16 protein-coding genes are annotated in these 13926 nt (G+C 61.4%); 7 read left to right on the forward strand and 9 right to left on the reverse strand.

All coding sequences use genetic code 11. From position 1 onward, the window contains the following. Positions 1-50 precede the first annotated feature (50 nt). Entirely contained in the window at positions 51-1490 is a 1440-nt protein-coding gene (gene cls / locus DYL59_RS15540; RefSeq protein ID WP_135289983.1) for a cardiolipin synthase, read from the reverse strand. Between the two features lie 130 nt (positions 1491-1620). On the opposite strand from cls, the gene DYL59_RS15545 reads away from it, so the two are divergent. Further along, positions 1621-2142 (forward strand): DUF3617 domain-containing protein, encoded by a 522-nt coding sequence (locus DYL59_RS15545; protein ID WP_105521334.1) that lies wholly within the window; start codon positions 1621-1623, stop codon positions 2140-2142. Here DYL59_RS15545 and DYL59_RS15550 read toward each other — a convergent pair. From DYL59_RS15550 to folE2, 6 genes are read right to left on the reverse strand one after another with little or no spacing between them, the layout of a single operon-like run. Next, complete coding sequence (locus tag DYL59_RS15550; RefSeq protein WP_135289984.1) at positions 2139-3476, reverse strand: dihydroorotase; 1338 nt, start codon at positions 3474-3476, stop codon at positions 2139-2141. The genes DYL59_RS15545 and DYL59_RS15550 overlap by 4 nt on opposite strands. Positions 3477-3478: 2 nt before the next feature. Next, positions 3479-4039, reverse strand: a complete 561-nt coding sequence (locus DYL59_RS15555) for a gamma carbonic anhydrase family protein (protein ID WP_135289985.1) — start codon at positions 4037-4039, stop codon at positions 3479-3481. Then, positions 4036-4914, reverse strand: a complete 879-nt coding sequence (locus DYL59_RS15560; protein WP_135289986.1) for a metal ABC transporter substrate-binding protein — start codon at positions 4912-4914, stop codon at positions 4036-4038. The genes DYL59_RS15555 and DYL59_RS15560 overlap by 4 nt, the downstream gene beginning before the upstream one ends. 11 nt (positions 4915-4925) lie before the next feature. Further along, positions 4926-5792 carry a metal ABC transporter permease gene (locus DYL59_RS15565; protein WP_135289987.1) on the reverse strand — a complete coding sequence of 289 codons (867 nt, stop codon included), beginning with the start codon at positions 5790-5792 and terminating at the stop codon, positions 4926-4928. After that, positions 5792-6460, reverse strand: coding sequence for a metal ABC transporter ATP-binding protein (locus DYL59_RS15570; RefSeq protein ID WP_135289988.1), 669 nt, complete (start codon positions 6458-6460; stop codon positions 5792-5794). The genes DYL59_RS15565 and DYL59_RS15570 overlap by 1 nt, the downstream gene beginning before the upstream one ends. Then, entirely contained in the window at positions 6457-7347 is an 891-nt protein-coding gene (gene folE2, locus DYL59_RS15575) for a GTP cyclohydrolase FolE2 (protein WP_135289989.1), read from the reverse strand. Before folE2 ends, DYL59_RS15570 begins: the two co-directional genes overlap by 4 nt. Before the next feature lie 128 nt (positions 7348-7475). Between folE2 and DYL59_RS15580 the strand changes: the two genes are divergently transcribed. After that, positions 7476-8678: an N-acetylmuramoyl-L-alanine amidase gene (locus DYL59_RS15580; protein ID WP_135289990.1), complete on the forward strand. Its 1203-nt coding sequence runs from the start codon at positions 7476-7478 to the stop codon at positions 8676-8678. On the opposite strand, the gene DYL59_RS15585 is transcribed toward DYL59_RS15580, so the two are convergent. After that, positions 8675-9043 (reverse strand): glutamine synthetase, encoded by a 369-nt coding sequence (locus DYL59_RS15585; protein ID WP_135289991.1) that lies wholly within the window; start codon positions 9041-9043, stop codon positions 8675-8677. The two genes, DYL59_RS15580 and DYL59_RS15585, sit on opposite strands and share 4 nt — an antisense overlap. 125 nt (positions 9044-9168) lie before the next feature. Here DYL59_RS15585 and dksA point away from each other — a divergent pair, with 125 nt between their 5' ends. The 4 genes from dksA to DYL59_RS15605 are packed head-to-tail and all read left to right on the forward strand — an operon-like array spanning position 9169 to position 12460. Beyond that, positions 9169-9573: an RNA polymerase-binding protein DksA gene (gene dksA, locus DYL59_RS15590; protein ID WP_135289992.1), complete on the forward strand. Its 405-nt coding sequence runs from the start codon at positions 9169-9171 to the stop codon at positions 9571-9573. Positions 9574-9600: 27 nt separating this feature from the next. Further along, positions 9601-10809 (forward strand): zinc metallochaperone GTPase ZigA, encoded by a 1209-nt coding sequence (gene zigA, locus DYL59_RS15595; RefSeq protein WP_135289993.1) that lies wholly within the window; start codon positions 9601-9603, stop codon positions 10807-10809. After that, entirely contained in the window at positions 10809-11453 is a 645-nt protein-coding gene (locus DYL59_RS15600; protein ID WP_135289994.1) for a DUF1826 domain-containing protein, read from the forward strand. Before zigA ends, DYL59_RS15600 begins: the two co-directional genes overlap by 1 nt. A 44-nt stretch (positions 11454-11497) precedes the next feature. Further along, on the forward strand, positions 11498-12460 hold the full coding sequence (locus DYL59_RS15605; RefSeq protein WP_135289995.1) for a CobW family GTP-binding protein: 963 nt from the start codon (positions 11498-11500) through the stop codon (positions 12458-12460). Here DYL59_RS15605 and DYL59_RS15610 read toward each other — a convergent pair. Next, positions 12454-12849 (reverse strand): DUF3301 domain-containing protein, encoded by a 396-nt coding sequence (locus DYL59_RS15610; protein ID WP_122511969.1) that lies wholly within the window; start codon positions 12847-12849, stop codon positions 12454-12456. The two genes, DYL59_RS15605 and DYL59_RS15610, sit on opposite strands and share 7 nt — an antisense overlap. A 117-nt stretch (positions 12850-12966) precedes the next feature. Between DYL59_RS15610 and pdxY the strand changes: the two genes are divergently transcribed. Then, positions 12967-13839 carry a pyridoxal kinase PdxY gene (gene pdxY / locus DYL59_RS15615; protein ID WP_135289996.1) on the forward strand — a complete coding sequence of 291 codons (873 nt, stop codon included), beginning with the start codon at positions 12967-12969 and terminating at the stop codon, positions 13837-13839. Positions 13840-13926 lie beyond the last annotated feature (87 nt).

The following is a 13926-nucleotide window of genomic DNA, read 5'->3' on the forward strand; positions in this document are numbered from 1 at the left end:
TACCGCTATCGGGAGCAAGCCCCCTCCCACATTTTTCACCGCGTCGCCTGTTAGAGAATCGGTGAAATAAGCCGAGCCACCCGCATCCCCAACTGCTGCAAACGCCGAGTCTCGCGGCTTTCTTCCTGGCTGACTTCGTGGGCCTGGGCAAAATCATCCAGCAGCATGTGCTCCACTTCGCTGGCAAAGGTTTCATCCACGGTCAGCAACATCACTTCGAAATTCAGCCGAAACGAGCGGTTGTCCATGTTTGCACTGCCGATGGCGCTGATTTCGCTGTCCACCAACACCACCTTCTGATGCAGAAAGCCTGGCGTGTAGCGAAATACCCGCACTCCGGCGCGCACGGCTTCAATCGCATAGAGGCTGGATGCGGCATAGACGATACGGTGGTCAGGGCGCGAGGGCAGTAGCAGACGTACATCCACACCCCGCAACACCGCCAGGCGCAGGGCAGAGAAAACCGCCTCGTCGGGGATGAAATACGGGCTGGTGATCCATACTCTTTCGGTCGCCGCATGGATAGCTTCGACGAAAAACAGTGAACAGGTTTCATACGGATCGGCCGGGCCGCTGGCGAGCAGTTGGCAGAGCACGCCATCTTCAGGGTAGGCATCCGGCAGGATCAGTGGCGGCAGTTTGCGTGCGGCCCAGAACCAGTCCTCGGCAAATGACTCCTGCAAACAGGCCACCACAGGGCCCGTGACCTGCATATGGGTATCGCGCCAGGGTGCCAGTGGTGGTTTTTTGCCCAGGTACTCATCGCCCACGTTATGGCCACCCACAAACCCGGTGATGCCGTCCACTACCACGATCTTGCGGTGGTTGCGGAAGTTGACCTGGAAGCGATTGAGCCAGCCGCTGCGGGTGGCGAACGCCTTGACCTGCACCCCGGCGTCGCGCAGGGATTGCACATAGTGATGGGGCAGGGCGTGGCTGCCGATGCGGTCGTACAGCACGTAAATGTCGACACCTTCGGCGGCCTTTGCCTTTAACAGGGCGTGCAGTTGGCGGCCGAGTTCGTCGTCGTGAATGATGAAAAACTGAAACAGTATCGCGGTCTTGGCGTTGCGGATGGCCTCGAAAATCGCGCTGAAGGTGGCTTCGCCATTGATCAACAAGCGTACTTCATTGTTGGCCAGGCACGGCATGCGACCCAGCTTGGGCATGGCGCGCAGGGACGCATAGGCGCTGGAGTTGCGCGCGGCCAGGGCTTCCTCGACCCAGGGGCGCCAGTTCAGCTCGGCGATGGCGGTGTGCATTTCCTGGTTGGCCTGGCGGCGTGCCTGGATGTAGGCGTCGAAGGTGCTGCGGCCAAAAATCAGGTAAGGGATCAACGTGAGGTAAGGAATAAACATCAGCGACAAGGCCCAGGCGATGGAGCCTTGGGCGGTCCTGACGGTCAGCACCGCATGGATCGCGGCGAGGGTGCCGAAAAAGTGCAGCGTGGCAATGAAGTAGGCGAGCAGGTGCGGGCCAAAGAAATCCATGGACGACGATACTCCAGACAATCCAATGCCTAACAGACCATGAACGGCTGCGAATGTCGCTATTTTATTTGCCGTGCAACACTGGCCACTTTGCGACGTCTAACGCCCAACATTACCCAGGAGTTACCCGATGAATGCTCGTTTGCTCTGCTTAGCCATGGTCACTGGTTTGGCGCTGCCGGTCGCCGCGCAGGCACAGATGCTGGCGCCGGGCTTGTGGGAATTGACCACCAGCAACATGAAAGTGGATAACCAGGACCTGCCGGACTTGTCGCTGATCCTCGGCCAGCTCAAGCAACAGATGACGCCTGAACAGCGCGCCATGCTGGAGAAACAAGGCATCACCATGGCCGGCAAAGGCGTGCAGGTGTGCCTGACCCCGGCGCAGGTGGCCTCCGACTCGATCCCCCTGACCGACCCGCAATCGGGCTGCAAACAGGAAGTGACCGACAAGACCGGCAACCAGTGGAAATTCCGTTTCAGTTGCCCCAAAGCCCAAGGGACCGGTGTAGCTACCTTCCAGAGCCAGAAGGAATTCACCACCACCGTCAACGGTACCTTCAATGCCACCGGCATCCAGCAGAAGGGCAGCCTGGACAGCCATGCCCAGTGGCTGGGCAACGACTGCGGCACCGTCAAACCCCGCGCTTAACGCAGAAAATGCAGGGGCAGGCCCTGGCAGCTGTCAACCACCTGGCCGTTGTGCCACGCCAGGTGGCCGGACACCAATGTGGTGCTGACGCTGTGCCGGAAGCTGCGCTCGGCAAACGGCGTCCAGCCGCAGCGGCCAAGGATCGGTTGGCTGCTCACAGGTTTGCCTTCGGGCTCGGGCTGGATCAGCACCAGGTCGGCCCAATACCCCTCACGCAAATAGCCACGGTCGGGAATGGCGAACAGGTCCGCCACGCGGTGGCTGGTCTTGGCCACCAGGGTGGCAAGGGGCAGATGCCCATCGGCCACCAACTCCAATAACGCCGGCAGCGCATGCTGCACCAGGGGCAAACCCGACGGCGCCTCTCGGTACTCCAGTTGCTTTTGCGCCCAGGTATGGGGCGCATGGTCACTGCCAATCACATCCAGACGATCACTCAACAAGGCCAGGCGCAAGGCATCGCGGTCGGCGCGGGTCTTGATCGCTGGGTTGCATTTGATCTGGTGGCCGAGGCGGTGATAGTCGCGGTCGTCGAACAGCAAGTGGTGCAGGCAGACTTCGGCAGTGATGCGCTTTTGCGCCAGCGGTTTGTCGTCGAACAGTGCCAGTTCCCGGGCGCTGGTCAGGTGCAGCACATGCAGGCGCGTGTCGTGACGCTTGGCCAATTGCACCGCGAACGACGATGAGCGATAACACGCCTCGGCATCGCGGATCAGCGGGTGGGCAACGGCAGGGATGTGCTCGCCGAAGCGTTCGCGCAGGCGTTGCTCATTGGCCAGGATGCTCGGCGTGTGTTCGCAATGGGCCAGCAGAATGGTGGGCACTTCGGCAAACAGCCGCTCCAGGATGCGCGGGTCGTCCACCAGCATATTGCCGGTGGAGGCGCCCATGAACACTTTGACCCCGGCCACCTGGGTAGGGTCAAGGGCGGCAATGATGTCGAGGTTGTCGTTGCTAACGCCGAAGTGAAAGCCGTAGTTGGCAACCGAATGCAGGGCGGCGCGGCGCTTTTTGTCGGCCAGGGCGTCCAGGTCGAGGGTGGCCGGGTTGGTGTTGGGCATGTCCATGAAGCTGGTGATGCCCCCGGCTACCGCCGCGCGGGATTCGCTGTAGAAGCTGCCTTTGTCCGGCGCGCCGGGTTCGCGAAAGTGCACTTGGTCGTCGATCATGCCGGGCAACAGCCACTGGCCGCTGGCGTCGATTTCCAGCGGCGCGCTGCAGCCTTCGATACTGCTGGCGATCTTTTCAACACGGCCGTTGGATACCAGTACATCGGCGTCGAATTCCTGGCCTTCGTTCACCAGGCGGGCATTGCGAATCAGCAGGCGGCTCATGTTCAGAACTCGTTTTGCAGGGCTTTGTAGCCGCGTACCAGGTCGACATTGGTGCGTGCCACGTCTTCGGAAAACTCCGAAGCGCTGACACTTACCGGCGGGAATTGGGACAGGTCGGTGTTGGGCCCGATGCGAGTGGTGGAGGGCACGTAGAACGCGTCCGGCAAATCACGCCCGTCTACCACCGAGTTGTGGCGCACCACGCAGCCATCGCCCACGGCGCAGTTGAACAGCACGCTGTTGAAGCCGATAAACACCCGGTCGCCCACGGCGCAGGGGCCGTGGACGATAGAGCGGTGGGCGATGGAGGTGAATTCACCAATGGTCACCGCCGCGCCGGATTTGGAGTGGATGACCACCCCATCCTGGATGTTGGAGTTGGCGCCGATGGTGATCGGGTCCATGGCGCCGCTGGCGTCGACTTCGTCGGCGCGGATCACGGCATAGGGGCCGACGAAAACGTTCTCGCCGATGATGACCTTGCCGCAGATGATGGCGGTCTTGTCGACGTAGGCTGATTCGGCAATCACCGGCAGATCGCCGGAAGGGTTTTTACGGATCATGGTTTGCCCAACGCGGCGCACAGTGTGTTGAGGTTGTATTCGAACAACCCGGTGAAGGTGCTGGCCGGGCCTTCGGCGGCAAGGGCGTCGGAGTACAGCGTGCCGCCGATCTGCGCGCCGCTTTCATCCGCGATCTGCTTGAGCAGGCGCGAATCCTTGATGTTTTCCATAAACACGGCCTTGACCTTGTCTTTGCGGATCTGGGTGATCAGTGCCGCGACTTCGGCGGCAGACGGCTCACGTTCGGTGGACAGGCCCTGCGGCGCGAGGAACTCGATGCCGTACGCCTGGCCCAGGTAGCCGAAGGCGTCATGGGAGGTGACGATGCGACGGTTGCCCGCGGGCAGCGCGCCAAACTTGGTCTTGGCTTCGGCGAGCAGGCGGTAGATGTCTTTGAGGTAGGTTTGGCTGTTGCGCTGGTAGTCGGCCTGGTTGGCCGGGTCGGCAGCGATCAGCGCCTTGGTGATGTTGTTCACATAGATTTCGGCATTGGCCAGGTTGTGCCAGGCATGCGGGTCGGGGATGGTTTCGCCGTCTTCATCCATGGTGTGGGAGATCACGCCCTTGCTGGCGGTAACGACGGTGGCTTTGGTTTCGGTGCTGGTCACCAGGCGGTCCAGCCACGGCTCGAAGCCCAGGCCGTTCTTGATGATGACGCGGGCCTTGAGCAGTGCCTTGGCATCGTCCGGGGAGGGTTCGTAGGTGTGGGCGTCGGCGTCCGGGCCGACCATGTTGCTGATCTGGATATGATCGCCCCCGATCTGGTGGGTGATGTCATCCAGAATACTGAAGCTGGTGACCACCTGAAGTTTGTCGGCGGCCTGGGCCATCGACAGCGGCAGCAGAATGCTGAACAGCACGAGTAAAGCGCGCATCGGTAAACACCTCATAAGGATGACAGTGAAGGCGGACGGCGCAGCAAACCGTGCACCGGACCCAAGACCACGGACAGCAAGTACCCGGCGCCCGCCACCAGCACGATGGCCGGGCCGCTGGGCAACGAGTAGTAGAACGACAGCAACAAACCCAACCACACCGACAGGCATCCGAGCACCGCCGATACCGCGATCAACACCGGCAGGCGCCGGCTCCAGAAACGTGAGGCAATGGCCGGCAACATCATCAGGCCCACCACCATCAGTGCGCCGATGGCCTGGAAGCCGATCACCAGGTTCAGCACTACCAATGTCAGGAACACACCGTGGGCCAGTGGGCCCAGGCGGCTGACGGTCTGCAGGAACAGCGGGTCGAGGGTGTCCAGCAGCAGCGGTTTGTAGATCACCGCCATGGCGATCAGGCTGAAGCCGGTGACCCAGAGCATGCCGGTGAGGGTGGTTTGGTCCACCGCCAGGGCGGAGCCGAACAGCAGGTGCAGCAGGTCCAGGCGTTTACCGGCGATGCCGAGGATCAGCACGCCAGCGGCCAAGGAGATGGGGTAGATGGCCGCCAGGCTGGCGTCTTCGCGCAGGCCGGTGCGGCGGGTGATCCAGGCCGACAGGCCGGCCATGCCCAAACCGGCGCCGAGGCCGCCGAGGGTCAGGGCGGGCAGGCTGAGGCCGGCGAACCAGAAACCGAGGGCCGCGCCGGGCAGTATGCCGTGGGCAACGGCGTCGCCGATCAGGCTCATACGGCGCAGGATCAGGAACACGCCCAACGGCGCAGTGCTGCAAGCCAGCACCAGCCCGCCTATCAGTGCGCGGCGCATGAAGACGAAGTCGACGAAAGGCATCCACAGGTGGGCGGCGAAATGCATCAGGCCACCTGCATGTGCGGTTGCGGGCGGATCAGCGCTTTGCTGTCACCGAACAGGCAGCCGGTGCGTTTGATCTGGACGACTTGCTGGGTGTGCTGGCGCACCGATGCGAGGTCATGACAAACAATGACCACCGTGCGGCCTTCATCGTGCCAGGCGTGTACATGTTTCCAGCACAGTACCTGGCCTTCTTCGTCGAGGGCGGCGTGGGGTTCGTCGAGCAGCAGCACCGGCGCTTGGGCCAGGCTCATGCGGGCGAGCAGGGCGCGTTGCAGTTCGCCGCCGGACAATGCCATCAACGGCCGATGTTCCAGGCCGCCGAGGCACCAGTCGTCCAACACCGCTTCAAGGCGTTGGCTGCGTTGTTGGGGCGTGAGTTGAGTGCCCCAGAAACCGGCGGCGACCAACTCTTGCAGGCTGATGGGGAACTGCCGGTCGAGGTGCTGCTGTTGAGGCAGGAACGACAGGCCACCACGGCGTGGAACGTCCACCGTCACCTTTCCCGCCAATGGCTTTTGCAGGCCGGCGATGACTTTGAGCAGGCTGCTTTTACCGGTGCCGTTGGCACCGATGATGCCGGTGAGGCTGCCTTTTTCCAGATTGATATCCAGGGCGGGTGTGAGTGGTTGGCCTGGGGCGCCCCAACGTAATGCAGTGCAGGTGATCATGCAGAGTGTCTCGTCCAGCGGCTTTCAGCGACGGCGTCATGCGCGTGCAGGCTTTCGGCGTGGATCACTTTCAGGTGGAAGGCTTTGACGGCATCCGAGCGTTTCAAGGCGAGGTTCAGGCGGCGGGCGGCGTCTTCGCAGAACATCAGGTTCTGGCCGTTGGCCAAGGCGAAGGCTTGCTCATCCGCGCGTTTTACGGCGGTTTGGACGGCGGTGCCAAGGGCGGCTTCGGCGTCGTTGATCAGGTCAGTCAGTGCCAGATGCTCACCTTGCAGATGGACATGTAGCTGGGCGCTGCTGCGCTGACTGTGAGGGGTGGCGACGATGCCGTTAGCGCTGCCGAGCCAGGTCAGCACGTCTTCATGCTGCAACGGCGTGTTGCCGAAGTCTTCGAGAAATTGCTGCTGAATCAACTGCCTGGCGAGGGCGGCCGAGCAAGGGCAGGTTGAGGAATAAGTAACGTCAATTTTTAGTTCCACGTGGAACATCTGGTTTTCCAGACGCGCTTCGATGCTCACCGGGTAGCTTTTCCAGCCGGCTAAAGGGCTGACCAATGCTGGGCGTTTAAGCAGTAAGTCGGTGTGGATGCGCAGGTAGGCGTTCTTAGATAAACCTTCATGTGTGTCTAGGAAGCGCTGCAGTACATTACGCAGAAGTGCAGGCGTAAGGGCCTGCTGCTCAAGCATTTCCAGCGCCAGGTACAGGCGTGACATATGAATGCCACGGGCCTCGCCATCGTCCAGGCTGACGCCGGCATCGGCGCGGGCGCTGAGGCGTTGGCCGTCGATGAGGATTGGCAAGGCAATGCCGCACATACCCACCCAGTCGAGTGGCAAGGCTTGGCGTGAAGCCTGCGCGGCAATATCCGGCAGAGTCAGCGCATTCATGAGCAGGTCCATCGTTGGCAATAATTAGATATGTTATAGTATAACAATATGTTCGACGATGAATATTCTGCTCCAGCCTTTTTTCAGTCATGTCGAGTAGGGATGCTCCTCAATTCGCGGTAGTTGTCATGCACAGACGTCAGCTCCTTAACCTGCTTCTTGCCAGTCCCCTGTTCACCTTGCCGTTTGCGGCGCATGCCACGCAGATCAGCAATGCGCGTTTGTGGCGCTCGGAGGACAAGCTGCGCCTGGTGTTCGACCTCAGCGGCCCGGTGCACTACAAGACCTTTTCCCTGACGGCGCCGGAGCGCCTGATCATCGATCTGAGTGGTGCAGGGCTCAGCGGGAATTTCTCCCAGTTGGCGCTGAAGAACAGCGGTATCACCGCGATCCGCTCGGGGCATTTCGGCAAGGGTGATACGCGCATCGTGCTGGACCTGGCGGCGCCGATGCAGCTCAACAGCTTTCTATTGCCGCCACAGGATGGGCAGGGTCATCGCCTGGTGCTTGATTTGACCAGCGCCACCCAGGCACCCCGCCAAATCGCGGATGAGCCCAAGCCGTTGGTGGATAAGGCCCATCCCAAACGCGACATCATCGTTGTGGTCGACCCCGGCCATGGCGGAAAAGACCCTGGCGCCGTCGGCTCCAAGGGCCAGCGCGAAAAGGACGTGGTGCTGTCCATCGCCCAGCTATTAGCCAAGCGATTGAAGCGTGAAAAGGGTTTTGACGTGAAGCTGGTGCGCAACGACGACTTCTTCGTGCCGCTGCGCAAGCGCGTGGACATCGCCCGTCAGCACAAGGCCGACATGTTTATCTCGGTGCACGCCGATGCCGCGCCACGGCTGACAGCGTCGGGCGCGTCGGTGTATGCGTTGTCAGAAGGTGGCGCGACCTCCGCCACGGCACGCTTTATGGCGCAGCGTGAGAACGGTGCCGACCTGCTGGGCGCCACCACACTGCTCAATCTCAAGGACAAGGACCCGATGTTGGCCGGGGTGATTCTGGACATGTCGATGAACGCCACCATCGCCTCCAGCCTGCAACTGGGCAGCTCGATCCTGGGCAGCCTGGAGGGCATCACCACCCTGCATCAGAAACGCGTGGAGCAAGCCGGATTCGCAGTGCTCAAGTCACCGGACGTGCCGTCGATTTTGGTAGAGACCGGGTTTATCTCCAACACCCGCGACGCTGCGCGCCTGGTCACTGCGCGGCACCAGCAGGCCGTTGCGGACGGCCTGTTCGAAGGCCTTAAACGGTATTTCGAGAAGAACCCCCCCATGAACAGCTACATGGCCTGGGCCCGGGAACAGAAAAACGCGCAGGTCTAACAGCCCGTGATACGGCTGCAGGTAAATTTGGCGCTGGCACCACCGGAACTGGAAAACCGGTTGATCGTGGTCCAGCCCACACGTCGCGTGTAGCCCACCCACGCCTCACCGTCCGACGCCAACCCGGTAAAGAACGTCAGTTGCCCATAACGGCTGTTGGTTTGTGCCCAGTAGCGTTTGCCGATCACCTCGAAGCCGCGCAAATACGTGGTGCTGCCGTGGGTCGCCACGCTGTAGGCATTGCCCAGCGGGTCGACGCACGCCAGCAGGTTGGCGCTGCGCGTGCAGTTGGCCAGCAGGCTGGGTACTTGGGCGCTGGCAGGTCCGGCCGCTGCCAATAACAGGGCGCACACCAGGTATTTCATAGGGTTTCTCGGCGCAGGAAGGTGCTCAAGCATTACGCCCTTCATCGTGGCGTTCAAGGGGGATTGGCTTATTTGTATTGTTATACTATAACATAAAAGCACAGCCTGACCCGTGAACCGCCCTCATGACCGAACAAGACCTGCTGGCCCAACCGCCCGCCGACTACATGAATGAAGCCCAGCAAGGCTTCTTTCGCGAACTGCTGCTGGCCCAGCGCAACGAGTTGCAAGCCCGCATCGACGCCCAGTTCCTGGTATTGCGCGAACAGGAGGTCAACAGCGACCCGGCGGATGTCGGCAGCGCCGAAGAACAGCGTCAATGGCAACTGCGCCTGCTGGAGCGCGAGAAGAAGTTGCTGGACAAGATCGACGACGCCTTCGAACTGCTGGCCCGCGGTGAGTACGGCTGGTGCCGTGAAACCGGCGAGCCCATTGGCCTGCAACGCTTGCTGCTGCGCCCCACCGCCACCCTGTGTATCGAAGCCAAAGAACGTGAAGAGCTGCGCGAACGCCATAAACGGGCGATTTGACCGGCCAACCCTGATGAGGAATACCTGATGCCCAATCGTCTCCCCGTTACTGTGTTGTCCGGCTTTCTCGGCGCCGGTAAAAGCACGCTGCTTAACTACGTCCTGCGCAACCGCGACAACCTGCGGGTGGCGGTGATCGTCAATGACATGAGCGAAATCAACATCGACGGCAGCGAAGTCCAGCGAGACGTCACCCTCAACCGTTCCGAAGAAAAACTGGTGGAGATGAGCAACGGCTGCATCTGCTGCACCTTGCGAGAAGACCTGCTGCTGGAAGTGGGAAAACTCGCCAAGGAAGGTCGCTTCGATTACCTGCTGATTGAATCCACCGGCATCTCCGAACCCCTGCCCGTAGCCGAAACCTTCACCTTTCGCGACGAAAACGAACAAAGCCTGACCGACATCGCCCGCCTGGACACCATGGTCACGGTGGTCGACGGCATGAACTTCCTGCTCGACTACCAGGCCGCCGAAAGCCTGGCGTCACGGGGCGAAACCCTGGGCGAAGAAGACGAACGCTCCATCACTGACCTGTTGATCGAGCAGATCGAGTTCGCCGACGTGATCCTGATCAGCAAGATCGACCTGATCAGCAGCCGCGAACGCCAAGAGCTGATGGCGATCCTCGAACGCCTCAACGCCCAAGCCGAAATCATCCCGATGGTCATGGGCGAAGTGCCGCTGCACAAGATCCTCAACACTGGCCGTTTCGACTTTGAGCGCGCCGCCCAAGCGCCGGGTTGGCTCCAGGAACTGCGCGGTGAACATGTGCCGGAAACCGAGGAATACGGTATCGCCTCCACCGCTTATCGAGCGCGCCGCCCGTTTCATCCCCAGCGTTTCTTCGACTTTATCGACCGGCCTTGGGTCAACGGCAAATTGCTGCGCTCCAAAGGGTTTTTCTGGTTGGCCAGCAAGCATCAGGACGCGGGTAGTTGGTCCCAGGCCGGTGGCTTGATGCGCCATGGTTTTGCCGGGCGTTGGTGGCGCTTTGTGCCCAAAAGCCAGTGGCCCCAGGACGAGGAAAACGTCGCGGCCATCATGGGTAACTGGCAACTGAGCACCGGCGATTGCCGCCAGGAACTGGTGTTTATCGGGCAGAACATCGACTTCGCGCAGATGCGCGCCGAGTTGGATGCGTGCCTGCTCAACGATGAAGAAATGGCCTTGGGCGTCGAAGGTTGGCGCCTGCTGGCCGATCCTTTTGGCCCTTGGTATGAGGAGGCTGCCGCCTGATGCTCGCCCCGGTAATACCCCTGCGCCCCGTGATTCGCCAGTCGTTTGGTGACACACCGCTGGCGTTGTCCGACATTCTTGAAGACGGCGTAAACCTGGCGTTATGGCAGCGCCAGTTGCCCCTGCATATCGCCGAGTTCGGTGCCTTGTTGGTGGCGCTCAACGAGCCGTTGGCCGACTCGATGGTGATAGAACTCAACAGCGAAGAGGCTGAGCCGAACTTGCAGGGTTTGGCGGCCAGTTGCCGTGATCTTGAAGGCTACGAAGGTTTTATCGCCGATGTGTCCTGGCTGGTCAGTGCGTTTGCCTGCTTGCTGGGCGCCAAGCGCATCGGCGTGCGTCTGCGCCTGTTGGACAAGGCCATGTGCCCGCGCTTTCACGTAGACCATGTGCCGGTGCGGTTGATCACCACCTATGCGGGCATCGGCAGCCAGTGGTTGCGCGAAGGTGTGATGGATCGTCGCAAACTGAGCCGGCCGGACGCCGAGCCTCATGACCGTATCGAGCAAGTTCGCTGTGGCGAAGTGGCCCTGCTCAAAGGCACAAAATGGCATGGCAACGAAGGCCACGGCCTGATCCACCGCTCGCCAGCCCTCAAGGCCGACGAGCGTCGTTTGATCCTGACACTGGATTGGCTGGCATAACCGCGTAGGATCGAGCGCTCTACACGGCCTGAATGATGCCCCTGATGTTGAAGAACATTCCCACCCATGTGATTGCCGGGCCTTTGGGCGCCGGCAAGACCAGTCTGATCAAGCACCTGCTCTCTCAGCGCCCGGCCAACGAGCGCTGGGCCGTGCTGATCAACGAGTTCGGGCAGATCGGCCTGGACGCCGCCCTGCTGACGTTGGACGACGATGGTATTGCCCTGGGCGAAGTAGCCGGTGGCTGCCTGTGCTGTGTGAATGGTGCACCGTTCCAGGTAGGCCTGGGGCGCTTGTTACGTAAGGCAAAACCGGATCGGCTGTTTATCGAGCCCTCGGGGCTGGGGCATCCGGCGCAGTTGCTCAAACAGTTGCGAGAGGCGCCGTGGCAGCAGGTGTTGGCGGTTCAGCCGTGTGTAATGGTGCTTGATGCCCAGGCTTTGGCAGCGGGCAAACCTTTGCCGTCAGCCCAACAGGATGCACTGGCGAGCGCCGGGCTGTTGGTCTTGAACAAGGATGAGGCGCTGGATGCCGCGCAACGTGCGGCTGTCGAACGGCAGTTGCCCGATTGCCCGCGGTTTTGGACCCGCCAGGCACAACTGCCTTTGGCGCAGTTGCCTGGCCTGGCGATAACAGCCGAGCCGGCTTCGGATCACTTCGAAGTGCCCAAGGGGCTGGCGCAAATGCCGGCCATCTGGAGCGACCCCGCGCAGCCTATCTGCCTGAGCCAGGCCCAGGAGGGCGGCTGGAGCATTGGCTGGCGCTGGCACCCGAGCCAGCAATTCGACGTTGCGCTTTTGCACCAGTGGCTCACAAGCGTTGAGTGGCGCCGCGCCAAACTGGTTATCCACAGCCCCGAGGGTTGGGTCAGCGCCAATGCTGTGGATAACAGCCCATTTGTTTGGCAACCCAGCGAATGGCGGCGCGACTCACGTATCGAATTGATCTTCAGCGCACCCCACGACGTGGCGGCGTTGCAGGCCGCATTGGCGGCCTGTCGTCAGTGACGATTCTTGCTGGCGTGGTCTTGGCGCCACTGGCTTAGCTCGATCACGTCGGCGCTGGGCAGCGGCGTCTTGATCTCGAACGGGTAGGGCGCCAGTTCGATCTGCGCACTATGGGCGCCAAACTGCGTAATGGTCCCTGGGTGGCGGGCCTCGCCGGTCACGGTGAACTCGAAGTTGTAGATGCGCGCCAGGCGCCGGCGACCCTTGGCATCTTTTACAAAACCGATGCGCTTGAGGGCCACGGCGCCATCGAGCAGTTCAATGTCGAGCTTGGCGCAATGCTGCTTGACCCGCTCCAGTGCGCGCTCGCGCAGGCCGTGGTTGTGCCACACCCAGGCAGCGCCGGTGGCGAGCAGCATCAACACGAAGATGTTTCCCAGGGTCAGCATGCGAAAAACTCCAACAAAGTGAGAGCAGCTTAACTGTGTCGCCGGTCTGTCGTACAGGCTGCGTTTAGTCGCATACTGCGCGGCCAGAATTTCAACGGTTTTACGGAAATCTCCTGCATGAAACGCACACCTCATCTGCTTGCGATCCAGTCTCATGTGGTCTTCGGCCACGCCGGAAACAGCGCCGCCGTGTTCCCCATGCAGCGTGTGGGGGTGAATGTGTGGCCGCTGAACACCGTGCAGTTTTCCAACCACACCCAGTATGGTCAGTGGGCGGGAGAAGTGTTGGCGCCGCAGCAAATTCCCGCGTTAGTGGAAGGGATTGCTGTTATCGGTGAGCTAGGCAACTGCGATGCGGTGCTGTCCGGTTACCTGGGCAGTGCCGACCAGGGGCGCGCGATTCTCACCGGCGTGGCGCGCATCAAGGCCACCAACCCCAAGGCGTTGTACCTGTGCGACCCGGTAATGGGCCATCCGGAAAAGGGCTGCATCGTGCCCCAGGAAGTCAGTGATTTCCTGCTGGACGAAGCGGTGGCCATGGCCGACTTCCTGTGCCCCAACCAGCTGGAGTTGGACAGTTTTGCCGGGCGCAAGCCGCAATCGCTGTTCGATTGCCTGGGCATGGCCAAAGCGTTGCTGGCACGTGGGCCGAAGGCGGTGTTGGTCAAGCACTTGGATTATCCGGGCAAGTTGCCGGATGGCTTTGAGATGTTGCTGGTGACGGCTGAAGGCAGCTGGCACCTGCGTCGGCCATTGCTGGCGTTCCCGCGTCAGCCGGTGGGCGTGGGCGACTTGACCTCGGGGTTGTTCCTGGCGCGGGTACTGCTGGGTGACAGCCTGGTGGCGGCCTTCGAATTCACCGCAGCGGCGGTGCATGAAGTGCTGCTGGAGACCCAAGCGTGTGGCAGTTACGAGCTGGAGTTGGTGCGGGCGCAGGACCGTATCGCCCATCCGCGTGTGCGGTTTGAAGCCACGCCGATCGGTCTCTAACTCCACAAATCAAAAATGTGGGAGCGGGCTTGCTCGCGAATACGGTGTGTCAGACCCGAATGAGTTGACTGACACACTGCATTCGCG

Origin of the sequence: Pseudomonas kairouanensis (assembly GCF_004682055.1) — a bacterium.
Taxonomy (GTDB): Bacteria; Pseudomonadota; Gammaproteobacteria; order Pseudomonadales; family Pseudomonadaceae; genus Aquipseudomonas; species Aquipseudomonas kairouanensis.

Bases quoted from the DNA above. Each gene is read 5' to 3' on its own strand.
- cls (WP_135289983.1), bottom strand. From the start codon at position 1,490: ATGGATTTCTTTGGCCCGCACCTGCTCGCCTACTTCATTGCCACGCTG.
- DYL59_RS15545 (WP_105521334.1), top strand. From the start codon at position 1,621: ATGAATGCTCGTTTGCTCTGCTTAGCCATGGTCACTGGTTTGGCGCTG.
- DYL59_RS15550 (WP_135289984.1), bottom strand. From the start codon at position 3,476: ATGAGCCGCCTGCTGATTCGCAATGCCCGCCTGGTGAACGAAGGCCAG.
- DYL59_RS15555 (WP_135289985.1), bottom strand. From the start codon at position 4,039: ATGATCCGTAAAAACCCTTCCGGCGATCTGCCGGTGATTGCCGAATCA.
- DYL59_RS15560 (WP_135289986.1), bottom strand. From the start codon at position 4,914: ATGCGCGCTTTACTCGTGCTGTTCAGCATTCTGCTGCCGCTGTCGATG.
- DYL59_RS15565 (WP_135289987.1), bottom strand. From the start codon at position 5,792: ATGCATTTCGCCGCCCACCTGTGGATGCCTTTCGTCGACTTCGTCTTC.
- DYL59_RS15570 (WP_135289988.1), bottom strand. From the start codon at position 6,460: ATGATCACCTGCACTGCATTACGTTGGGGCGCCCCAGGCCAACCACTC.
- folE2 (WP_135289989.1), bottom strand. From the start codon at position 7,347: ATGAATGCGCTGACTCTGCCGGATATTGCCGCGCAGGCTTCACGCCAA.
- DYL59_RS15580 (WP_135289990.1), top strand. From the start codon at position 7,476: ATGCACAGACGTCAGCTCCTTAACCTGCTTCTTGCCAGTCCCCTGTTC.
- DYL59_RS15585 (WP_135289991.1), bottom strand. From the start codon at position 9,043: ATGAAATACCTGGTGTGCGCCCTGTTATTGGCAGCGGCCGGACCTGCC.
- dksA (WP_135289992.1), top strand. From the start codon at position 9,169: ATGACCGAACAAGACCTGCTGGCCCAACCGCCCGCCGACTACATGAAT.
- zigA (WP_135289993.1), top strand. From the start codon at position 9,601: ATGCCCAATCGTCTCCCCGTTACTGTGTTGTCCGGCTTTCTCGGCGCC.
- DYL59_RS15600 (WP_135289994.1), top strand. From the start codon at position 10,809: ATGCTCGCCCCGGTAATACCCCTGCGCCCCGTGATTCGCCAGTCGTTT.
- DYL59_RS15605 (WP_135289995.1), top strand. From the start codon at position 11,498: ATGTTGAAGAACATTCCCACCCATGTGATTGCCGGGCCTTTGGGCGCC.
- DYL59_RS15610 (WP_122511969.1), bottom strand. From the start codon at position 12,849: ATGCTGACCCTGGGAAACATCTTCGTGTTGATGCTGCTCGCCACCGGC.
- pdxY (WP_135289996.1), top strand. From the start codon at position 12,967: ATGAAACGCACACCTCATCTGCTTGCGATCCAGTCTCATGTGGTCTTC.